At 60.4% G+C, this 21,651-nt stretch carries 21 protein-coding genes; 13 read left to right on the forward strand and 8 right to left on the reverse strand.

Translation table 11 applies throughout. From position 1 onward, the window contains the following. Nucleotides 1-9: 9 nt before the first annotated feature. Nucleotides 10-879: an SDR family NAD(P)-dependent oxidoreductase gene (locus ROSMUC_RS09200; protein ID WP_037272147.1), complete on the reverse strand. Its 870-nt coding sequence runs from the start codon at nt 877-879 to the stop codon at nt 10-12. 108 nt (nt 880-987) lie between these two features. On the opposite strand from ROSMUC_RS09200, the gene ROSMUC_RS09205 reads away from it, so the two are divergent. Continuing rightward, the gene (locus tag ROSMUC_RS09205) at nt 988-1,932 is read left to right on the forward strand and encodes an AraC family transcriptional regulator (RefSeq protein WP_245875160.1); all 945 of its coding nucleotides are present in this window, start codon (nt 988-990) and stop codon (nt 1,930-1,932) included. Between the two features lie 542 nt (nt 1,933-2,474). Here ROSMUC_RS09205 and ROSMUC_RS09210 read toward each other — a convergent pair. Next, the gene (locus ROSMUC_RS09210; protein WP_037272149.1) at nt 2,475-3,347 is read right to left on the reverse strand and encodes a LysR substrate-binding domain-containing protein; all 873 of its coding nucleotides are present in this window, start codon (nt 3,345-3,347) and stop codon (nt 2,475-2,477) included. Between the two features lie 105 nt (nt 3,348-3,452). On the opposite strand from ROSMUC_RS09210, the gene ROSMUC_RS09215 reads away from it, so the two are divergent. The 7 genes from ROSMUC_RS09215 to ROSMUC_RS09245 are packed head-to-tail and all read left to right on the forward strand — an operon-like array spanning nt 3,453 to nt 10,312. Then, nucleotides 3,453-4,568 (forward strand): polyamine ABC transporter substrate-binding protein, encoded by a 1,116-nt coding sequence (locus ROSMUC_RS09215; RefSeq protein ID WP_102105913.1) that lies wholly within the window; start codon nt 3,453-3,455, stop codon nt 4,566-4,568. Nucleotides 4,569-4,625: 57 nt separating this feature from the next. Further along, a complete protein-coding gene (locus ROSMUC_RS09220) occupies nt 4,626-5,513 on the forward strand; it encodes an ABC transporter permease (protein ID WP_037272155.1) in 888 nt (295 codons plus the stop codon). A 3-nt stretch (nt 5,514-5,516) separates the two neighbouring features. Then, a complete protein-coding gene (locus tag ROSMUC_RS09225; RefSeq protein WP_037272158.1) occupies nt 5,517-6,338 on the forward strand; it encodes an ABC transporter permease in 822 nt (273 codons plus the stop codon). Then, entirely contained in the window at nt 6,335-7,453 is a 1,119-nt protein-coding gene (locus ROSMUC_RS09230) for an ABC transporter ATP-binding protein (protein ID WP_037272161.1), read from the forward strand. The genes ROSMUC_RS09225 and ROSMUC_RS09230 overlap by 4 nt, the downstream gene beginning before the upstream one ends. Further along, complete coding sequence (locus ROSMUC_RS09235) at nt 7,450-8,718, forward strand: amidase family protein (protein WP_037272163.1); 1,269 nt, start codon at nt 7,450-7,452, stop codon at nt 8,716-8,718. The genes ROSMUC_RS09230 and ROSMUC_RS09235 overlap by 4 nt, the downstream gene beginning before the upstream one ends. Next, nucleotides 8,715-9,608, forward strand: a complete 894-nt coding sequence (locus ROSMUC_RS09240; protein ID WP_037272166.1) for a polysaccharide deacetylase family protein — start codon at nt 8,715-8,717, stop codon at nt 9,606-9,608. The genes ROSMUC_RS09235 and ROSMUC_RS09240 overlap by 4 nt, the downstream gene beginning before the upstream one ends. Nucleotides 9,609-9,610: 2 nt before the next feature. Continuing rightward, nucleotides 9,611-10,312, forward strand: a complete 702-nt coding sequence (locus ROSMUC_RS09245) for a DUF1989 domain-containing protein (protein ID WP_037272169.1) — start codon at nt 9,611-9,613, stop codon at nt 10,310-10,312. A gap of 74 nt (nt 10,313-10,386) precedes the next feature. Here ROSMUC_RS09245 and ROSMUC_RS09250 read toward each other — a convergent pair whose 3' ends face one another. Next, on the reverse strand, nt 10,387-11,055 hold the full coding sequence (locus ROSMUC_RS09250) for an FMN-dependent NADH-azoreductase (protein ID WP_037272173.1): 669 nt from the start codon (nt 11,053-11,055) through the stop codon (nt 10,387-10,389). An 88-nt stretch (nt 11,056-11,143) separates the two neighbouring features. On the opposite strand from ROSMUC_RS09250, the gene ROSMUC_RS09255 reads away from it, so the two are divergent. After that, nucleotides 11,144-12,073, forward strand: coding sequence for a LysR substrate-binding domain-containing protein (locus tag ROSMUC_RS09255; RefSeq protein WP_245875148.1), 930 nt, complete (start codon nt 11,144-11,146; stop codon nt 12,071-12,073). A gap of 207 nt (nt 12,074-12,280) precedes the next feature. Here ROSMUC_RS09255 and ROSMUC_RS09260 read toward each other — a convergent pair whose 3' ends face one another. Beyond that, nucleotides 12,281-12,874, reverse strand: a complete 594-nt coding sequence (locus ROSMUC_RS09260) for a flavodoxin family protein (RefSeq protein ID WP_037272180.1) — start codon at nt 12,872-12,874, stop codon at nt 12,281-12,283. Nucleotides 12,875-13,066: 192 nt separating this feature from the next. On the opposite strand from ROSMUC_RS09260, the gene ROSMUC_RS09265 reads away from it, so the two are divergent. The 4 genes from ROSMUC_RS09265 (at nt 13,067) to ROSMUC_RS09280 (ending at nt 16,016) form a co-directional block, all read left to right on the forward strand. Continuing rightward, nucleotides 13,067-13,948, forward strand: a complete 882-nt coding sequence (locus ROSMUC_RS09265) for a LysR family transcriptional regulator (protein WP_037272183.1) — start codon at nt 13,067-13,069, stop codon at nt 13,946-13,948. A gap of 395 nt (nt 13,949-14,343) precedes the next feature. Further along, nucleotides 14,344-14,724, forward strand: coding sequence for a nuclear transport factor 2 family protein (locus ROSMUC_RS09270; RefSeq protein ID WP_037272185.1), 381 nt, complete (start codon nt 14,344-14,346; stop codon nt 14,722-14,724). A 4-nt stretch (nt 14,725-14,728) separates the two neighbouring features. Further along, a complete protein-coding gene (locus ROSMUC_RS09275; RefSeq protein ID WP_037272188.1) occupies nt 14,729-14,950 on the forward strand; it encodes a tautomerase family protein in 222 nt (73 codons plus the stop codon). A gap of 220 nt (nt 14,951-15,170) precedes the next feature. Then, nucleotides 15,171-16,016, forward strand: a complete 846-nt coding sequence (locus ROSMUC_RS09280) for a DMT family transporter (RefSeq protein WP_245875150.1) — start codon at nt 15,171-15,173, stop codon at nt 16,014-16,016. 375 nt (nt 16,017-16,391) lie between these two features. Here the strand turns inward: ROSMUC_RS09280 and ROSMUC_RS09285 are convergent, their stop codons facing one another. Genes ROSMUC_RS09285 through ROSMUC_RS09300 form a run of 4 tightly spaced genes read right to left on the reverse strand, consistent with a single transcriptional unit; the run spans nt 16,392 to nt 21,648 of the window. After that, on the reverse strand, nt 16,392-17,495 hold the full coding sequence (locus tag ROSMUC_RS09285) for a dimethylsulfoniopropionate demethylase (RefSeq protein WP_037272190.1): 1,104 nt from the start codon (nt 17,493-17,495) through the stop codon (nt 16,392-16,394). 6 nt (nt 17,496-17,501) lie between these two features. After that, nucleotides 17,502-19,112: an AMP-binding protein gene (locus tag ROSMUC_RS09290; RefSeq protein WP_037272193.1), complete on the reverse strand. Its 1,611-nt coding sequence runs from the start codon at nt 19,110-19,112 to the stop codon at nt 17,502-17,504. 16 nt (nt 19,113-19,128) lie between these two features. Continuing rightward, the gene (gene dmdD / locus ROSMUC_RS09295) at nt 19,129-19,938 is read right to left on the reverse strand and encodes a methylthioacryloyl-CoA hydratase (RefSeq protein WP_037272196.1); all 810 of its coding nucleotides are present in this window, start codon (nt 19,936-19,938) and stop codon (nt 19,129-19,131) included. A gap of 21 nt (nt 19,939-19,959) precedes the next feature. After that, nucleotides 19,960-21,648, reverse strand: a complete 1,689-nt coding sequence (locus tag ROSMUC_RS09300) for an acyl-CoA dehydrogenase family protein (protein WP_281256593.1) — start codon at nt 21,646-21,648, stop codon at nt 19,960-19,962. Nucleotides 21,649-21,651 lie beyond the last annotated feature (3 nt).

Below are 21,651 nucleotides of genomic sequence, written 5' to 3' on the forward strand. Positions count from 1 at the left end.
TTATCCCCTTCAGGCATTGAGCTTCAGCATGTCGTCAATGCCAAAGCTGATCATGACGTTGCGCGTGACGTCGTGAAGCACGTTGTTGTAGTGTTCAATCTGAGGGCCAACCCCGACATGATCCACGACAGTGCGGAAAGGTTTTTGCCCAAAGGGCGTTTCCAGAAGGACGATAACTGCTTCCGCAATCCGCTCAGGGCGTTGATTGGGTGTCGCCTCCAGCATCTCGGCCAACCCGGCGGCCACCATTGCGGGCACCGCTGCGAATTCCCCGTACTGTGCCTCGCGGTCTGGATCGCCCGGTGCGACCATCCCATCGAAGAAGGCAGTCGGCATGGCCCCAGGTTCGATGATGCAAGACTCGATCCCGAAGCCGGACAATTCGGTCCGATAGCATTCGACAACCGCTTCCAGCGCCCATTTTGACGCCGAGTAGGTTCCATAGAATGGTGTCGTGATACGGCCAATCAAGCTAGAGGTGTAGAGAACCGTGCCCCGCCCTTGTGACCGCATGTGAGGAAGAGCCGCACGCATGACCCGTTGCACGCCCATGACATTCACATCAAAGACGAGGGCCATTTCCTCGGGCGACATCAGTTCCTGAATGCCGTAACAGCCGATCCCGGCATTGTTGAACAGGACGTCGAGGCCACCAAGATGTGCGATGGCATCAGCGATCCCACGCTCGGTGCCGGCCGTGTCGGTCACGTCCAGTTCAACGATGAACGCGCCAGCCGCCTCAAGCGCTGCAACGGTATCGGCGCTCTTTCCGTCACGGCTTCGAACACTTCCTGCAACCTGATAGCCTTTTTCAAGAAGCGCGAGCGCCGTTGGCTTGCCAAAGCCGCCGGCGATACCGGTGATCATGACCTTTTGCATATCCGTCTCCTCTGCTATGGCGTGATCACGTTAGTCGTAAAGGTAACTTCAATCTTTCATGATTGGCCTAAATATTTGCCTAATTCTCCAAAAAAACAGATTTCTGTTATGCCGGAACACGCGACACTGCTATCGTTAGACGTCGGATGGGAGGCCAACAACGTGAAGAGCCAAAACTTGTTGTCACATGTTACTGCGCTGCTCGATCAGGCAGGGGTCGCTGATGGTGCATTCCATCATGCGCACAGTGGCACCCACCTGCTGAGGCATACTACTACGACCGATCTGAATGCGACCATCTATCGACCGCTTCTTTGTCTGATCCTGCAGGGTGCAAAGCAAGTCGGGTCCAGCACCCGAACACTTACTGTCGGCGCTGGGCAGTCACTCATCGTGAGCCATACCTTGCCAGTGATTTCACGGATAACCGAAGCGTCGTCAGAAGTTCCTTATACAGCCTTGGTGTTTCCACTTGATCTCGATCTTCTTCGGTCATTGGCTCCAGCGGTGCCCCCTGTGATAAGCGGACCGTCTTCAGACCCTTTCTCGATTGGTCAGTGTGACACCGACCCCGGCCTGGAAGACGCGCTCTACCGTTTTTTCGTTCAGTGCGAGGAAGAGGAAACGCGGCAACTTTTGGCGCCGATCACGTCTCGCGAAATCCACGCGAGGCTCTTGATCGGGCAACAAGCTAAGGTCCTTCAGAGACTTCTCTGGCATGAAAGCGCCGCGAGCCGTATTTTTCTGGCAACGCGGCATATTCAGGCCAACCTGTCGGAAACCATCGTCGTTGGTGATCTGGCTGCGAGGATCGGACTGAGCAACTCTGCGTTTTTCGAGCAGTTCAAAGCCGTGACCGGAACATCGCCGCTACAATACCAGAAAGACCTGCGCTTGCTGAAGGCCAGAGATGATCTGCGGACGAGCCGCGCCAAGGTCTCAGAGGTCGCATTCGCTGTCGGGTATGAAAGTTCAGCGCAGTTCTCGCGAGAATACTCGCGCAAGTTCGGCAGATCTCCTAGGCAAGACCGCGAGCTTGAGCCAATCAACTAGGGTCAGACTGGGATCGGCGCAGACCTGCCCTAGACCCTGGGCACCGTTGCCGCGGTGCGGGCTCAACAGAGCTGTCATTCATCTAGCCTGCAGCATTTTGTCAGATGGAACAGCGTTCACCGCATCTGCGCGGTATCTGCCACGCAAAAATGGGCGCTCCTTAAAATTCGGCCAAATGAGCTCGTCAGGGGCCAGTCGAGAATACTCAGCTAGTCCTCTGGACGACGCTCAAATGGTCAACCGTTCCTGAACGGTTTTGACGTCATCGAGAATGGCCGTCCACTCGTCGTCGTTCTCGATACTGCTCATGTGCATGAGAAAGAGCCCTGCCACAGCCAGAAACGCGACACGCGCAGCTCGTGCTGTATCCGACCCTCACGCAGGCCTTCGATGCATCGAATACGCAGACCCCATGGGTCAGCACATCATTGGGTGCATGACCTGATTGCTATCGGTGCGATAGTGCGCCTGATGCCCAGAACTCTGTCTAGCCACATTGAAACGTGGAAAGACGAATGCTGTCGATGCGGATTAGATTGCGCTCATATCTTTTTGGCGGCTTGCCTAATCCAATCGGCGAATGTCCTGACGCCTTGCTTGTTGCGCGACAGTGGATTGAGCACAAGGCAATAGGCAAATCCGCGCAGCTCAGGACCGGGGATTTGCGTGTAACGGCCTGATTGCAGGCCGTCATCAACGAGCGCACTGCTGGACAAAAGCAGCCCCAGACCCTGATCCAGCGCGTTAAAAGCCGCACTTTCATCGCTGAAACGGGTAATGCGGTCCGACGGGAACGGTTCCCCGGCCTCCTTGAACCATTCTTCCCAGGTCGGGCCGCCCATGTCCGGATTACGCCAGCGGAAGCCCAACAGCCGGTTGTCCTGCAAGCCGGTTTCCGGGAGGTCAGCCAGACCGACAGGAATGTAGCGATCCGAGAACAAAACCTCAGCTTCCTCACTCGCGGAGACCTGGGGGCCATATCGGATCGCCAGATCCAGCCGGTCAACCCGTAAGTCCAGAACGACGTTATCGGTTTCGACCTCAACCCTGATATCGCCGTGCTTGTCGAAAAAATCTGGCAGGCGCGGAACCAGCCAGCGTTCCGCAAAGGCATATGTGGTTGTGACCCGGACCAGCGATTGTTCGACGTCCTTGTCGAGCATTGCGAAGGCTTCGCCCAAAATATCAAAAGCCGTCTGCAGCTTGGGGAACAACTCTTGCCCGGCGGGAGTGAGGGCAATCTGACGGGGGCGGCGCTCTACCACTTGGAAGCCAAGGTAGGCTTCCAAATGTCTGATCTGGTGGCTGATGGCGGTGGAGGTGACGCTCAGCTCTTCCGCAGCCTCGGCAAAACTGAGCCTTCGGGCGACTGCTTCGAAGGCTCGAATTGCGTTTAACGGCGGTAGTTTACGCATGGCTTCGCCCACTTGCGCAAAGAAATCTCAGCTTGGCCTGACGAATGGTCATTTGTTTTTTGGCCTCCACTTTCTGAAGCTTGTGTAATGAAAAGGGAGGGAAAAATGACACATAATATTATCACCACCCGGAGGCGGTTGATCAAGGGGGGTCTTGCGGCCGCGGCCGTCATCGCCACCCCGGCTGTCCTGCGCGCACAGGGCCGCCGTGACTTGTCGATGCTCACCTGGGCAGGCCATGCCGACCCTGACGTGATCGGCGCATTCGAGCAGACGCACAATGTTCGCATCCGCGCCAAGGAATATGTCGGCGGCGATCAAATGCTCGCGCAAATGGCGCAGTCTCCGGCCGGGACCTACGATGTAATCCTGTCAGATGCGGAATACGTCGTGCAATTGCAGCAAGCGGGATTCATTGAACCGCTGACGCCTGAGGACTACCCGTTCGACGACTTCTTTCCGGAGTTTCAGAACTTCCGCGGCCACTGGTTCGACGGTCAGCCCTATGCGGTCTTCCTGCGGTTCGGTTTCCTCGGGCTGTCTCATAACCGCACCGCGATGAGCGAGGCGCAAGCCCGCAGCTATCGCACCATGTGGGATCCGCAGCACGTGGGACGCATTGGCCATTTCGACTGGCATCTGCCCAACCTGGGCGCGTTGAGCCTTCTCAATGGCAACGCGTCGCCGTTTGACCTTGATGAGGCACACTGGACGGAACTGACCGAGACGATGATGTCGCTCCGGCCTCAGGTGCGCGGTTTCTATGATTACGGCGGGATGCTGTCGGCGCTGCGTTCGGGCGAGGTTTCCGCGATCCCCGGCATCGGCGACTGGATCACTGGCGTGCTGGCCCGCGATGGTGCGGATGTCACCACGACCATCCCCGAGGAAGGTGGCCTGCAATGGACCGAGTCGCTGTCGATCGGCGCGCAGTCAAAAAACCAGGATCTGGCCCGGCAATTCATCCAATACATGCTGTCGCCGCAAGGGCAGGTGAAGACCGCCACGCTCAAGGCTTATCCGGCGATGATCCCGACGCGGGCGGGCTGGGCTCGGCTGAATGATGAACTGCCGGGAGAGGCGCAGCGCCAGAACATGGTGCTGAATGGTCCCAATGCACTTGATGAGATCCGCGCCGGGCGCATCCGGCTGCGGGAGCTTCCGCTACAGCAATCTCTGGAAACCTGGAACGACGCCTGGACGCGTTACAAAAACGCCTGATGTCCGGTCCTGCCCCGGCGCAATCGTCGGGGCCGCAGCCCTATCGGAGATATCGACATGACTTCCCCTACTTTCCCGGCCCACACTTCGGGGCGCCGGTTCCACTTCCTCTTTAACCGAGCTTGGCAGGCGCTTTGGGTCCTGCCGCTGCCTGCCTGGCTGCTGTTGTTCTTTGCAGTGCCGCTTGGCTTGCTGGTGGCGATTTCATTCTGGTCCGTGGTGAACTACCGGCTGACGCCGGATGCCACGCTGTCGGCCTGGCGCTATGTTCTAGGCCTCGATTTCCTCTGGGCCAGTTTCTGGCGCAGCTACGGGCTGTCGATGGCCAGTGCGGTCGCGATTTCGCTGCTGGCCTTTCCGGCCTCCTACGCGATGGCCTTTGTCGCAGCCCCGCGCCAGCGACTGATCCTGCTGGGGTTTGCGATTGCTCCGTTTTTCACAAGCTATCTTGTGCGCATCTATTCCTGGCAGGTCTTCCTGACAGAAGGCGGTGTGATCTCCTCCCTCGTTCAGGCGTTCGGTGGCAAGGGGGAAAGCCTTCTCAATACCTATTTCGCGCTGTTTATCGGCCATGCGACGCTCGCGCTGCCGGTGGTCCTGATCCTGCAGACCATCGCCCTTTCCAATGTGGACCGGACCGGGATTTCAGCTGCCGCGAACCTCGGCGCGCGTCCCGGAGCGATCCTGTTCCGGGTGATCCTGCCCGCTGCCCGCCCCGGCCTGACGCTCGGGCTGCTGTTTGCGTTCCTGCTGTCATATGCGGAATTCGTCAGCGCCTCCTATCTGGGCGGCGGCACCTTCCAAACCCTGCCGATCCTCGTGACGGACCTTGTTCGGGCCGGTCAGCAATGGCCGCGTGCCGCCGTGGTGTCGCTGTTGATGATCGCCAGCCTGCTGGTCACCGCCTTTGTAACCGTCCTCTGGGCCTACCGCGAGAAGGGATAAGACATGCCTCCGCATCTGAAACACGCCTTGCCAAAAGCATTCTGGGTTGCCGGACTCGCATTGGTTTTCCTGCTGCTCTACGCACCGATCCTGTCGGCGGTCCTGTTTTCCTTCAGCGCCGACCGCTTTCCAAGCCTCAACATGTCCGGGTTCAGCACCAAATGGTATATGCAGGTCCTGACCGACCACGCCATGCTGGAGGCCCTCAGCAACAGCCTGACGGTTGCGGGGATCACCGCGCTGATCGCCACAGCCCTGGGATTTGCCGCTGCCTATGCGGATTATCGTTTCCGGTTCTTTGGCCGGAAAGCCGTGCTGGCGCTGGCCTTGCTGCCGCCGACGGTGCCGCTGGTCATCCTAGGTCTGGCGATGCTGGCTTTCTTCTCCCGCATCGGCATTGCTGGCACGCTTGCGGCCGTGGTTGCCGCGCATGTCGTGATCGCCGCGCCCTTTGCGATGGCGGTCTGCCGTCTGCGGCTGGCGCAACTGGATGAGACGTTGGAAACCGCAGCCCAGAACCTCGGTGCGCTGCCGCATTCCGCGCTCGGCCGTATCGTGCTGCCGCATACGTCGCCCGCCATCCTCGCCGCCTTCCTGATCACCTTTGCCGTGTCATTCGACGAGTATGTGATCTCTTGGTTCACGGGTGGCTTGAACCAGACCATTCCCGTTGCGGTCCTGACCACGCTTCAGGGGCAGGTCGACCCGACCATCCATGTCATCGGCACATTGAGTTTTTCCGTCACGCTGACGCTGGTTCTGATCGCGCTTGCCGTGGTCCTGAGCCAGAGCGGCGGCGCCATGTCCAAGGAGGAGACATCATGACCAACACACATCTGAAAATGGACGGGCTTGCCAAGTCCTATGGTAACTTCATCGCCGTAGAAGAGTTTTCGCTGGATATTTCCGAAGGGGAGTTCATCGCAATCATGGGGCCGTCCGGCTGTGGCAAGACCACGAGCCTGCGCATGCTTGCCGGTCTCGAAACCGCAGACCGCGGTGAGATCACCCTTGCGGGCAACCGGATTGACCAGCTGCCGGTCTGGGAACGGGAAACCCCCATGGTCTGGCAAAGCCTGGCGCTGTTCCCCTTCATGACCGTGCGGGAAAACGTCGAGTTCGGACTAAAGATGCGCGGCGTTGCGGGGGCAGAGCGCCGACGCCGTGCCGACGACTGGCTGGAGCGGTTGGGCATTTCCACCTACGCAGACCGCAATGTCGCGCGTCTGTCAGGCGGTCAGCGCCAGCGCGTTGCTCTCGCCCGCAGCCTGGTGCTGGAACCCAAAGTGCTGCTCTTGGACGAGCCGCTTTCGGCTCTGGACGCCCATATGGCCATTAAGATGCAGGGCGAACTGAAGAAGCTCCAGCGCGAGCTCGGCATCACCTTTGTCTATGTCACCCACAGCCATTCAGAGGCCTTTTCACTCGCCGACCGGGTTGTCATCATGAACGCCGGCAGGGTGGAGCAAATTGGCAGCCCGCAGGACATCTTCCTGCGACCCCGCAGCAAATTTGTTGCGCAGTTTGTCGGTGGGATCAGCCTGCTGGAAGGAAAGGTTTCGGGCAGGGGGGACACCAAGCGCTTTCTGGACACACGCGACGGCAAAGTCCGGCTTTCCCACAGCAGCGGGTTGGCCGAAGGCGCAGCCGCAGATCTGGCTGTACGGGCGGACAGGATCTCCGTGACGGTTGAGCCGGGCTGGGGCGAAAACGAAATCGCCTGCACTCTGATCTCTGAGGAGTTCGCCGGAGCGGTTGTCAATTTGCATCTTGAAACCGCGTCAGGTCATAATCTCGTGGCACAGCTCCAACAGCGCGACCTGGAGCAGTTGGACGCAAGCATCGGCACACGGGTCTATGCGTCCTGGCACTCCGACGACGGCTTTCTTCTGGAGAGTGCGCAACAATCGGGGTTGGGCGCCAACGCGAGGGCTGCATGAGGTCTGTTCTCGACAGTACCGTGGACGCTCTGCGTCGAGCCGGGCGGGAAGGGGAGGTTTTTCTGTCCCTGTTGCCGGACCGTGCCCGCGCGGAAGCGCGTCAAAGCGATGATCGCACCGAAAGATTGGGCCCCCTCGATGGGAGCACGGTCTCTTGGAAGGATATGATCGCGATCAAGGGCGTCACCACGCGCGCGGGCTCTGTGCACCGGCACGCGGAGGCGCCCGCGTTCGCGGATGCAGAGGTTGTAGAGCGGGCCAGAAAGGCCGGTTTGGTAAGCATCGGCGTCACCAATCAATCGGAACTGGCGTTTTCCGGGATCGGTTATAATCCCCACTATGGAACACCGATGACAGAGGGGCGGGTACCGGGCGGTTCCTCCTCGGGGGCAGCGGCCTCTGTGGCGCGTGGGATCACCCGACTGGCCGTCGGTACGGATACTGCTGGCTCTTGCCGGGTGCCTGCGGCGTTTCAGGGCGTGGTGGGTTTTCGGCCCACGCGCGGACGGTATCCGATGAGCGGTGTGATGCCACTCGCGCCCAGCTACGACACGGTTGGAAGTTTTGCCCGTACGGTTGCCGATATCATGGAACTGGATGCCATTCTGTCAGGCGATGCAGCCAGCGCGAATGCGGTCGGCCGTCTTTCGGTTGCCATCGGCGTGCTCGAGGGGGGCGGTGTTGCCGCGCCCGTATTCCAGCGTTGCAAGGAGGCGGTGACAGCTCTCGAACAGGCGGGTTTCCTGATGGAGCGCACCAGACAGTCGCCTTTGGATGAGGCGCTGGCGCTGATCCGCGCGGGCGGCTGGCCGGGTGCCATGGAAGCGGTCGAAACCTACGGGCACCTGCTCGAAACCGAGAACGCTCATCACCTTGATCCCTTTATCGCGGCGCGGCTGCGTGCGTCGGCCTGCCTAGCCCCGGACAAAATCGCGCGCGTCAAACAGGGCGCAAGAGCGTTGCGCGAAACCGTCCGAACCTCTGATACCATCTACCTCCTGCCGACGGTTGCCATCGAAGCCCCGCAGCTGGCACCGCTGCTGGAAGATCCTGAAACCTTTGCCGCAACGAATACTGCGGCTCTACGCCTGACCATGCCAGCGAGCCTGCTGGATTTGCCTGCCATTTCTCTACCAGCCGGGAAAACGGACTCGGGCTGCTGGGTAGGATTGCAGTTGGTCGGTCCGCCAAACAGTGACCGCACCCTGCTTGCCACTGCGGCAATGGTCGAAACGCTGCTAAAGCGAAAGGAGCCTTTGACATGATCCGCAATCCGATCCGATGGCCGAACAAGGCCCGCTGCGCCTGTGCGATCACGTTTGACGTGGATGCCGACAGCCTGATCCACATCGCCCGTCCGTATGATGGGCACCGCCGCCTCTATCCGATCAGCATGGGCCGCTATGGCCCGAATTCCGGTGTGCCGCGTATTCTTGAAACCTACCGGAGATTGGGGCTCAAACAGTCCTTCTTCATGCCCGGCTGGGTGATGGAACAATACCCCGAAACGGTCGAGGCGATCCTCGCCGGCGGGCATGAGATCGGTCACCATGGGTATCTGCACGAAGACCCCGCCGAACAGAGCGCCGAGGAACAGACCTATTGGTTTGAGCGGGCGCTTGAAGTTCACCTGCAGATGACTGGCAGTACCCCGCGCGGCTATCGCGCCCCGGTCTATAATGTCACCCCCGAGGTGCTGTCGCTCGCGGTGAAGCACGGGTTGACCTATGAAAGCTCGATGATGGCGGAGGATCTGCCCTATCGGATCGACACCGCATCCGGGTCTCTTTTCGAATTGCCGGTGCATTGGGGCAGCGATGATTGGCCGCCTTTCGCTCATTTTGACGAGATCGGCTACAAGATGCCGGTGATGTCGCCGCACCGCGGGTTGGAGGCCTCATTTGAGGAGTTTGAGGCGCAGTACGAGGCTGGCGGGCTCTGGATCGGGATATGGCACCCGTTCCTGACCGGGCGGTTGGCCCGCTGGCGGGTTGTCGAGCGGTGGCTCGAAGAGGTGCTGTCGCGAGGCGATGTCTGGTTTGCACCGCTGGAAGAAATCGCCGCCTACGCCGCAAGCCAGGAGGCCGAAGGGGCCTGGCAGCCGCATCGTGAGCCCGCAGCGCCCTACACGCATCCAGTCCTGATGGAGAAATAAACATGGATACCCTCAACACCCCCTTTGATGCCGCACGGCCCGATGGTGAAAACCCGAGCGCATATCAGACGCTTGCAGAGGATGGCCGCCTAAGCCCCAATGCCCCCTACACCATTCCTGCCCGTCAGGGCCGGGCGATGCGCGTGAAAAAGGGGGAACTGCTGTCGGTTATCAACCGTGACGGCAGCCAGATCGGCGATTTCTGGGCTTTTGCCGAAGGTGACTGCAACGAATATCTGTCGATGGAGCACCTGCGCCCGACGCTGCAGCGTGTCTCGCCGCGCCCCGGCGATGCGCTGGTGACCAACCGGCGGCGCCCTATTCTGACACTGCTTGAGGACACCTCGCCCGGCGTTCACGACACGCTTGTCGCGTCCTGCGATATTCACCGGTATGCCCAACTGGGACATCACGGTTATCATGACAATTGCACCGACAACCTGCGCATGGCGCTGGGGGCAATCGGCTTGCGTCCGGGATCAGTACCTTGCCCGCTGAACCTCTGGATGAACACGCCTGTCATCGAAGGGGGCGCGATGGAGTGGCGGCCCCCTGTCTCGACCAAAGGGGATCATGTGCTGTTTCGCGCTGAAATGGATGCTGTGGTGGTGATTTCCTGCTGCCCGATGGACCTGCTGCCGATCAATGGCACAGATGCGCAGCCGCAGGCGCTGGAAGTCCTGCTACACCGGGGGGCCGAGTGAACCCGACTGCAAAACGAATTGGCGGCGCGGATTTCGATCCGCGCCACTTAGCCTTGCCGTTTCAAAGATTTGTTTCAGGCCGCTTGCGCCGCCCCACCGGCCAGTTTCACGGCCAGGTTGCTGGTGCGGGCCACTGCCGATTCAACCGACGCCTCGTGGCGCGCGTCTTTGAATTCCTGATATTCGATCGCGATTGTCTCGATATCCGCCTGAGCAACGCCGAAGTAATGCGCACAAGCCGCCAGAGCCGGGTCAAGCGCGTTAAGATGGGCACGCACACCACCTGGGGCAAAGCCGAATTCACCACGCGACGACAGCACCACCAGCAGTTTTCCCGACAAGATCGGCTCGATCGGTGTGTCGCCGCGGGCAAGGTCAAAAGAAAAGGTCCGACCGATCCGTGCGATGTGGTCGATCCAGCCTTTCAGGGCGGTCGGCATTCCATAGTTGTACATCGGCGCGCCCAGGACGACGATATCCGCCGCGATCACCTCATCGACCAACTCGTCGGACAGCGCCAGACGCTCGTGCATCCACGGTTCGCGCTCTTCTGGCGGGGTGAAGGCCGCGTGAATGAATTTATGGTCGATCGCAGGAATCGGGTTCAAGCCGACATCCCGGGTGATCACTTTCGTGTCCGGTGCTTGAGCCAGAAAGTTTTGCGTGAACAGTCCGGTCAGATGACGTGTGAGGGAGCGTTCTTCGAGCTGAGCGCTTGCATCGATTCGCAACAGAGTGGGCATAGGCAATCTCCTGAGTTTATGCATTGCGCAATGTGCCTACCAAGCGGCCGCCCCTCTGGCGAAGGCGAATTTTTCATGGACAGGATGAATGAAATTCACCTTGGCGCTACCCCGAACTGAAAGGATTGAACCGATGCGGCGCCTGCCTCCACTCCACGCGCTACGCGCTTTTGAAGCCGCCGCCCGGCATCTGCATTTCGCCCGAGCCGCGGCCGAGCTTCACCTGACGCCAACCGCGATCAGCCACCAGATCCGCCAGTTGGAAGAGATCCTCGAGGTGAAACTCTTCCACCGCTATCCGCGCCCGATCCGACTGTCGGCAGAAGGCGCGGCATTGTACCCGGTGCTGCGCGAGAGTTTCGACCGCATGAGCAGCGCCATCGCAGGGATTTCGCAACTGGATACGGACCGCCCGCTGACGGTTTCCGTCACGGTGGCCTTCGCCAGCCTCTGGCTGATGCGGCGCCTGCCCGCATTGCGTAGTCAGACCGGGCTGAACCTGAAGGTCGAGGCCGACAACCAGCCGGTAGACCTGTCCGCTAGCGGTGTCGACTTTGCGGTTCGCTACGCAGTCCAGGCGCAGCCCGAAGATCGTTGGCTGCCGCTGTTCGAAGACAGCCTGATCCCGCTCTGCGCGCCGGAACTGCTGCGCCGGACTCCGATCAAAGATGACGCCGGTATTTTGGGCCTGCCGCTGATCCAGTACCGCTGGAATTGCGGCGCGGAAGCGTCGCCTAGCTGGCAGCGCTGGTCTCACGCAGCCGGGCTCGGGGATGCGGTGCCAGAGGTCACACAGCACTTTTCCGAGGAAATCAATGCCATTGACTCGGCGCTTGCAGGTCAGGGCGTGGTACTGGCGTCTAGCGTGTTGGCTGGTGCCGCTGTTGCCGCCGGGCACCTCGTGTGCCTGTCTGACGCGGTTTTGCCCGGCAGAACTTTTTGGGCGGTGAGCCGCAGCGATCATCCGCGTTTTGCCGAAGTGGAGCGCTTTGCTTCATGGGCGCGCGCTTCCGGATAGCGGGGCAAACCTATTGTTCCAGTCGTCCGATCACGCAGCCGCACCCAATATATCCGGGCCTCTCTTTCTGAGTGTGCAAAGCGTGCAGCCGTTGCGGTAAACCAGCTGCATCCGAGACCGCCAAACAGCGGCACTCGGATGAAACGGGCCTTCGGTTGCCCTCGTTGCTGTGTGCGAAGCGACAGAGACTATCCGGTTGATCCTGTTTCAGGCGGTTGCAGCCTCAGCTCCCCGGCCTGATTGCCAGCGATGCGCGGCCTCTGCGACACGGCGGCCAAGGTATTCGGCGGTTCTGAGGTCCGAGCCCGACGGTGCAACTTCGGGCGGAACATCAGCATCTGCTTGCGACATCGCGCCCAAGAACCCGCCGAGGCGATTCAGATCCTCGGGCGAGCCTGTGCTGGTGTTGTTCCCTGGCGGCAGCCCCAGCCCGATCCAGACCATACCGTGCTGCATTGCGAAATGGTTGATCTGTTGAAGTGTCGCCAGTTTGTCGCCACTCATGCCGGCCGAATTGGTGAACCCGGCGGCCAGCTTGTTGGCCCATCGACCTTCGAGCCACCGGCCCGACGTTTCGTCCAGAAAGGATTTGAATTGCGCGGATGCACTTCCGAAATATGTCGGTGCGCCAAAGACGATAGCGTCGGCCGCGTCAAAAACCTCCCAATGCGTCGCGCACTCTTCGACCGGGATCAGTGTGACGTCTGCACCGGCAACTTCGCTTGCGCCGCGGAAAACCGCTTGGGCCTGAACTGCGGTGTGGCCGTATCCACTGTGGTAGACGATTGCTATCTTCACCATTTCTTTCTCCTTGTGAGTTGCGTCGACCTCGCGGGCCGGGTTGCTGTTACAGGCGACACCAGGTTCTTGGAGAAGAGCTTTGGCCAAACCCCTGTTGCGATGTCTTGCACGGAGATATCGATGAGCAGCGCGAGTTGATAATATCGAGTTTTCATGATTATGATCTAAAAAACAGATCACCTGAGCCGCCATATGACATTGGATCAACTCGTAGCCCTAGACGCGATCGTTGCCTCCGGAACGTTCCGCGGGGCGGCTGATCGGCTGAACAAGGCGCAGTCCGCTGTCAGCCATCAAATCAAAAAGCTTGAGGACGAACTGGGGTTCGATCTCTTCTTGCGCGATTCCTACAGACCAAGTTTATCCCCGGAAGGCGAGGTTTTCTTTCGCGAAGTGACGCGGGTTCTAGAGCAAGTTCATGGATTGAAAACTGTGGCAGCCGGACTCCGGAGTGAGCAGGAGCCCATGATTTCGATCGCGATGACGGCAACAATGCCTCTCGATCCGATCCTGAGCATTTTGGGAGATGTCGGGCGCGCCTTTCCCGGAACACATGTCAAGCTGGTGACCGAAATGATGGGCGGTCCGTTGGCGCGCCTCATGAAGGGTGAAGCCGACCTGATCATTGCGGGGCTTGATGGCGTGCCGATCGACGAAGTCGAAACGCTCCCGGTTGGCACGATCACGATACGACCCGTTGCCAGCCCCGGGTTTCCAGCAGCTTACCGGCCAGGCGTCAGGTCGCGGCGCGAGATGCAGGGCTACACTCAAGTCATCGTTTCGGGAACGGGCGGAAAGGATTACGACCAAAGTCGTGACTTGCTCTCTGGCGGGCAGCGATGGACCGTTTCGGATTTTGAGGCCAAGAAATCGATTATCAAGGCAGGCTTGGGGTGGGGTGGAATTCCGGAACACCTGATGGCCGAAGAGTTGGCGTCAGGCGAGCTCGTCCCCCTCGCCGTCGAGGGCTACCCTCCACGCCGCACGGAGATATTCGCAATCAGACGCCGGGATCGCCCGATGGGAAAAGTCATGTCGAGCATCTGGGAAAGATTTTCGGAAATGCCACGTTGAGGTGAAAAGCCGTTGGTCGCGTGTGACGCGGTTACTGAAGCTGAGCGGGTAGGTTTGTCGTCGGTGCCCGCGACTTTACGCGCATACGGGCGGTCACGCGGGTATTGTCGGACCGCAGTCCCGAAACTGGCCCTTGTCGGCACCTGACACGCTTGATGACGCACTGCGGACGTGACGTGGATAACATGATCTTTTTTCACGATCAAAATCATGAAAACTCGATATTATCATTTGAGGATCTTTGTTGCTAGGTCTGCGCAAGACACTAGAACGGAGCGTTTGATGAAACTGTATTCCAAATCTTGGACCCGGGGCATTGCCGATCACAGCAAGCCGCGCGATCTCGGCCCTCGACCTATGGCGAAGGCTATCTTTGTGACGGGAAGTCTTGCGCGATGACTGGATCGAATGAAACCGAAGTTCGCGAACTCATGAAGCTCTACTTCGATGGTCTCTATCACTCAAACAGCACGGTTTTGCGATCCGTCTTTCACACGGATCTCACCTATGTGAACGGGACTGCCGATACTTACGAGCATATGGGGCTTGAAGACTACATGGCGCGGATCGATGCTCGGACGCCACCAGCCTCACGCGGCGACGCCAGAGAAGAGATCGTCGAACGGATCGAGTTCAAGGGAGATCGCATCGGCATTGTCGAGGCTCGCATGACGATGATGGGCCGCAACTACCAAGACTTGCTGACGATCATCAATACAGATGAAGGGTGGCGCGTGCTCACTAAGGTTTTCTCATTCGTTGCACGAAAGGACTGAACGAATGCCCTACGTAAACATCAAGGTAACGCAAGAAGGTGGCCCGACAGGTACGGGCCCTTCGACGGAAGAAAAGCGACAGCTCGTCGCCGGAGTCACGGATCTGCTGTTTAAAGTTCTGGGCAAGACCCCGGCCACCACGTTTGTTGTCATCGATGAAGTTCCACTCGAGAATTGGGGCTTAGAGGGTCGGCAAGTCAGCACCATTCGCGCGGAACGGACCTGACCTCCCGGATCCCATGCAATCATCCAATGGCGACGGTGCGGTTGCAGGCGCCCCGGCAGGAAAGGCTTGTCCGATGTCAGGAAATCTCTGGGTCATTTCAAGGCCGCCCGCCGATCGGAACACTGCCGTCTCGACGCAACGCGCGGGCTATCCGCCCTGCAAGGGGCGTGACAGGCAAACGGCCCGCCAAAGAAGTGCAACGGCAGCGGGCTATGCCTGGATGTCGCTCGCCGTGTTGATCTGGGCGAGTTGGCTGGTGCTGACCTCTGCCGGGCGCACGACGTCTCTTTCGGTCTTGGATCTTGCCGCATTTCGCGCTGTCATCCCGACGGTGGTGCTGGGCCCTTTGCTTTGGCGCCACCGTCGCATTGTTGCCCGAATGGGCGCAGCACGATGCTTGCTGCTGTCCGCCTACGGGGCACCCTTCACATTGCTCGTGGGCCACGGATTGGGCTTTGCGCCGGTGGCCCACGCGGGTGCCATGGTTCCTGGCTTGATGCCTGTTTTTGCCGTTGCTTTGGCCTGTCTGTTCCTGGGCCTGAGGTTGAGCAAAGGCGATGCTGTTGCCCTCATGCTCATCATTTCCGGCGCAGTGACAATCCTTCTGCGCGGCTCGGATCAGTTGGCCGTGCTAGATGTGCGGTTTGGACACCTTCTCTTCTTGTTGGGTGCGCTCTGTTGGGCCTGTTTCACCGTAACGATCCGAGCCTTCGAAATCCCTGCGTTCCTAGCGACCGCCATAGTGGGCGCTGTATCGACAATTTGGCTGTTGCCGTTTTGGATCGTTTCCGATCTGTCCAACATTGCCACGGCGCAATGGTCCGACATTGCCTTTCAGGCCGTCTTTCAGGGCATCATTTCGGGCATGATTTCAGTATATGCTTTCGGCCGGGCGCTTCGTCTCATCGGTGGGCAGGCGTCCGGACTGTCGGCCCTGACACCCGGCGTCGCGGCCGTACTGGCTGTGCCGGTCCTCGGCCAAGTTCCTCAAGTGTCGGACGCCCTCGCCCTTGGGGTCGTCGTGACGGGTTTGTTTATCTGGAACATCGGCCCGAAGCTTTCCTGAGCGGCACTCGAAAAACACGAGACAGAGCCTTACGCGCACCTATCGAAATCAGAATGCAAAGCAAGTTTGACAAGAGATGTGGCGATCTCTTCATGAAAACGCACTTGCCATGTCGAAACACGAACCGTTCTAGGCTCAGGGCGTTCCCATTGCCGGTCGGCAGGCGACCTCTTCAAATTGAAGAGGTCTCGATACCGCTGCGGGGAGGCGCATCCGTCTTGCAGCAGGACGGCTTTGCCAACGCGACCATTGGAGACAACGCCAAGACTTCGAGCACTGATCTGGTTTTCGGTTGAACCCGAAGTGCTGCTCGAATGAACCCTTTGGCCAAGCCATGAGCTTGCGTGTTGTCTCCAATGTTGTTGCGAAACGCTGCTATGCCCAGAAATTCCTGCGAACTTTGGCCTGTCGCGGCCCGGCCGGCGTCTCGACGGTCAGTTCGGTGCCGTCGTTCCAATGGGTCATGCGCACCATGCCGATGGCGACATTCGTCTTGAAATCCGGCGACCAGGCGGCCGAGGAGATGCGGCCGACCGTTTTCGCCCCGTGCTTCAGCGGCCACCAGCGGTCGCATCCGGGCACGGCCGGGCCGTCGATCTCCAGCGCACGGATCTGCTTGACCGGGCCTTCCTTGGCGACGCGCAGCAAGGCATCGCGGCCGATACAGCCAATGGCGGTCTGGGTGTTGCAGAACTTTCCGAGCCCGCATTCGTGCGGCGTGTTGTCGTCGGTCATGTCGTTTCCGTAGGATAGCAAACCGCCCTCGATCCGTTCGATCAGGTTGGGGCAGCCGGCATGAACGTCCATCGACTTGCCGGCCTCCATCAGGGCGTTCCAAAGCGGCATGCCAAGGTCTTCACCCTCGACGTAGATCTCGAAACCGCCCTGTTTCGAGTAGCCCGATCGCGCAACAACCATGTCGTGCCCCTGGAAATCCAGATGTGCGAAACGGAAGAAGCGGACGTCGCGCACCGCATCGCCAAAGACTGCCGCCATCAGGTCATCTGCGCGCGGGCCCTGCACGGCGAGAGGTGACACGTCGGGTTCGTCCACCAGCACGTCAAGGCGATAGCCATAGGCCAGTCCCTTGATCCAATATAGCAGATCGCTGTCAGCGATGGAGATCCACCAGCGGTCCTCGGCCAGCTTGACCGCAACCGGGTCGTTCAACATGCCGCCGGTTTCGTCGACGATGGGCACATAATAGCACTGGCCGGGCAGCATTGACCGCAGGTCGCGCGGGGTTAGCAGTTGCATTAGACGCCCGGCATCGGGGCCGCGCAATTCGACCTGACGTTCGCAGGCGACGTCCCAAACCTGCACAGCCTGCTTGAGGTGGTGGTAATCCTCCTCCACCGAACGAAAGACCGTCGGCAGCAGCATATGGTTGTAGACGGTATAGGCCTTTACTCCGGCGGCCTCGACGCCGTCGGAAAAGGGGGTGCGCCGCAGTCGGCGTGAGGGGGAGATCAGGGTCATTCCAGGTTACTCCAGGCTTTTGGCGCGATTGCGAAGCTGGAACTTCTGGATCTTGCCGGTTGATGTTTTGGGGAGGGTTTCGAAAATGACAGACTTGGGGGCTTTGAAGCCAGCCAGATTGGTCCGGCAGAAGGCGATGAGTTCGTCCGAAGTGGCCTGTACCCCATCACGCAATTCCACAAAGGCGCAGGGGACCTCGCCCCATTTTTCATGCGGCATGGCGACCACGGCGGCAGCCTGAACGGCGTCGTGGCGATAAAGCACGGCCTCAACCTCGACCGAGGAAATGTTTTCCCCGCCCGAGATGATTACGTCCTTCAGGCGGTCGCGGATCTGGATATAGGCATTTTCATGAACGACAGCGCCATCGCCGGACCAGAACCAGCCATCTGCAAATGCTGCTGCGGTGGCCTCGGCGTCCTTGTAGTAGCCCGCCATGACCGTATTGCCGCGAATGGCGATTTCACCTTGGGTGGTGCCGTCGCGCGGAACGGGCGCGCCGCTTGCGCGGTCGATTACGGTGACCTCTTCGACCATGGGAAAGGCAATACCCTGTTGCGCCTGCAATTCGGATTGTTCCGCAGGAGTCAGGTCGTCCCAGTCCTCTTGCCATAGACACTGCGAGATATGGCCGTAGGTTTCCGTCAGGCCATAGACCTGCATGACGTCGAACCCCATGGCTCGGGTCTTTTCCAGCACCGAAGGTGGCGGCGGTGCGCCTGCGGTCAGAACGCGGATCGCGGGATCAAAGGGCGTGGCGTTGCTTTCGGCCTCGGCAAGCATCTGCAAGACGATAGGGGCTGCGCCGAAATGGGTCACGCCATGGGTGCGGATCGCGGCAAGGATGCGGTCTGCTGCCGGAACGCGGGTGAAGACCATCGTTCCCCCGAGCATCGCCATCAGCCAAGGATGCCCCCAACCGTTGCAGTGGAACATGGGCACGACCGAAAGGTAGATCGGATAAGGTGGCATCTGCCACGCGGTTCCGGTGCCAAGCGCCATCAGGTAGGCCCCGCGGTGGTGATAGACGACACCTTTGGGCCGCCCGGAGGTGCCGGACGTGTAATTCAGCGCAATCGCATTCCATTCATCATCCGGCAGGACAACCGGCAAGGGCTCGTTTGCCAGCAGGCTGTCATAGGTCGGGCCGCCAAGGGTTTCGCCGGGCGCATTCGGATCGGCGATCTCGACCACGGGCAGCGTGCGGCCAAGACGGTCAAAGGCCTGTGACAGCAGCGGCACCAGTTCCCGGTCGACAACCACCAGCCTGGTATCCGCGTGATCCAGGATATAGGCGATGGTTTCGGGTTCCAGCCGGGTGTTGAGCGTGTTCAGCACCGCGCCTGTCAGAGGGAGCGCGAAATGCAGCTCGAACAGTTCGGGAATGTTCGGGCTGAGCACCGAGACGGTATCGCCCGGCGCAACGCCAAGCCCCATGAACCCTGCCGCCACCGCACGAATGCGGTCACAGGTTTCGGCCCAGCTGCGCCGGATGTCACCATAGATCACCGCCGTGCGCGCGGCATGCAGGCTTTCGGCGCGGCGCAGGAAGGACAGGGGCGACAAGGGCACATGGTTGGCCCCTGTCTTTTGAAGAGCCTCGAAATGTTGACGCATCCCGGATCCGCCTGGCTTAATCGTTGGGCCGCACGCGGGCGGCGGTCTTGTTTGCGAAGGCTTCAAGACGTTCGCGCGCGGCGGGCTGGGTGTTGACGATGCCGCCCACGAACGCCTCGGCATAGGCGGCGTCCATGCCGGACATGTTGTTCATGTGGCTGACGGCCGAACAGATCGCGAAGTTCGTCAGCGGCAGGTTCTGCGCCACCTTGTCCGCCAGTTCCATCGCCTTGTCGAAACTGCCGCCCGGTTCGGTGATATACTGCGCCAGCCCCAGGTCGACGGCCTCCTGCCCCTGGTAGACACGGCCGGTCAGGATCATGTCGATCATCCGGTACTTGCCGATCATGTCCGACACCCGGATCGTCGCGCCGCCGCCGGTGAAGATCCCGCGTTGGCCTTCGGGCAGAGCGAAATAGGTGCCGGGGTCGATCACGCGCACATGGGCGGCGCTGGCCAGCTCCAGCCCGCCCCCGACAACCGCGCCCTTTAGCGCGGCAATGATCGGAACGCCGCCATATTCCATCTTGTTGAAGGCTTCGTGCCAGCGCAGGCAGACGTGCATGAAGTCATCGGCGCTGCGGTCGGCCTTCCAATGTTCGACGAGATCGAGACCGGCGCAGAAGTGATCGCCCGCGCCTTCGAGCAACACCGCCCTGACGCCCGCCATGCGCGCGCCGCTGAAGAAGCGGATCAGCTCCTCAATGGTGAGCACATCGAGCGCGTTGCGTTTGTCAGGGCGGTTCAGCGTCACCACATAGAGGCCATTGTCACGCGCGGAAATCGCGAGGCGTTCGTAGGTGTCGGGGTTCACGACGTCATTCATGGGTTAGGTCCTTTCGATGGATCAATCGGGGAAGGCCGCGTCCAGCAGGCTTTGCGCGCCGTGCAGGATGCGGGCTTGTTCGGTGGCGCATTCGGGCAGGATGTGCTGGGCATAGAACAGCGCGGTGGCGATCTTCTGGGTCAGGAACGCAGTGTCCTGTCCCGCGTCGCGCGCGGTTTGCGCCGCCAGCGCCCCCTTGGCCAGCATCCAGCCCGCCGCCAGTGTGCCGGAGAGCATCAGGAAGGGGACAGAGCCCGCAAAGGCCGCGTCGATATCCTTGCGGCTGTTTTCCAGCATCCAGTCCAGGGCAGCTTCGAAAGCGCCGCGCGCCTGCGCGAGACGTGTGCCGATTGCCTGGGCCGATGCGTCGCCGCTTGCCAGCCTTGCTTCGGTTTCCGCAATTCGGGCGGCGAACAGGCGGGCGATTGCCCCCCCGTCTCGCATCACCTTGCGCCCCAGCAGGTCATTTGCCTGAATGGCTGTGGTGCCCTCGTAAATCGGCAGGATGCGAGCGTCGCGGTAGTGCTGTGCTGCGCCGGTTTCTTCGATGAAGCCCATGCCGCCATGGATTTGTATGCCCAACGATGCGACTTCGACCGCGCGTTCGGTGCAAAAGCCCTTGACCAGCGGGACCATGAATTCGGCCTCTGCGATGGTCTCCGCATCACCCCTGTGGTGCGCCATGTCCAACAGCCCCGCAGTCGCAGCAGCCATCGCCCGTCCGCCTTCGGTCAGGCTGCGCATCCGCATCAACATGCGGCGCACGTCAGGGTGTTCGATGATCGGCACGGCGTGCTTGCTCTGACCATTCACAGGGCGGCTCTGCACGCGGTCGCGCGCGTAGGCCAAAGCCCGCTGATAGGACCGCTCGGAGAGCGCAATCCCCTGCACACCCACCGAGAACCGCGCGGCGTTCATCATGATGAACATGTGTTCCAGCCCGCTATTTTCCTCGCCAATCAGGAATCCGATGGCATCGACGTATTCCAGTACGGCCGTCGGGCTGGCGCGCACGCCCAGTTTGTGTTCGATACTGACACAGTTGACCGCGTTCTCGGCACCCGGCGTACCGTCCGGTTCCACCAGTTTCTGCGGCACGATGAAAAGGCTCAACCCCTTCGGCCCGTATGGCGCATCAGGTGTGCGCGCCAACACGAGGTGAATGATGTTCTCGGTCAGGTCATGGGCGCCATAGGTGATGAAAATCTTCGTGCCAGAGATGCCATAGGTGCCGTCGGCGCGCCGCACCGCCTTTGTTGCCACCCGGCCCAGATCGCTGCCCGCCTGCGGTTCGGTCAGGTTCATCGTGCCGGACCAGCGCCCTTCGATCAGCGGCCCAAGATAGGTGGCCTTCTGCTCCTCCGAGCCGGTCAGCAGCAGCGCCTCGATCGCCCCGTCGGTCAGCAGAGGACAAAGACCAAAGCTCATGTCGGCGGCATTTAGCATCTCTATCGCCGCCGCGCCCACGGCACGCGGCAGCCCGATGCCGCCATATTCCGCCGGATGTGTCAGCGCCTGCCAGCCCATTTCGATAAACCGAGCATAGGCCTGCGCGTCACCTTCGGGCATGGTCACACGGCCATTCTCAAACCGGGCACCCAAGGTGTCGCCTATATGAGACAATGGCACGATCTGTTCGGCGCAAAACCGGGCATAGCTTTCCAGTGCGGCACCAATATCCGACAGCTCGCAGTCAGAATACGCGTCCATAGC

The organism is Roseovarius mucosus DSM 17069, from assembly GCF_000768555.3.
GTDB lineage: Bacteria > Pseudomonadota > Alphaproteobacteria > Rhodobacterales > Rhodobacteraceae > Roseovarius > Roseovarius mucosus.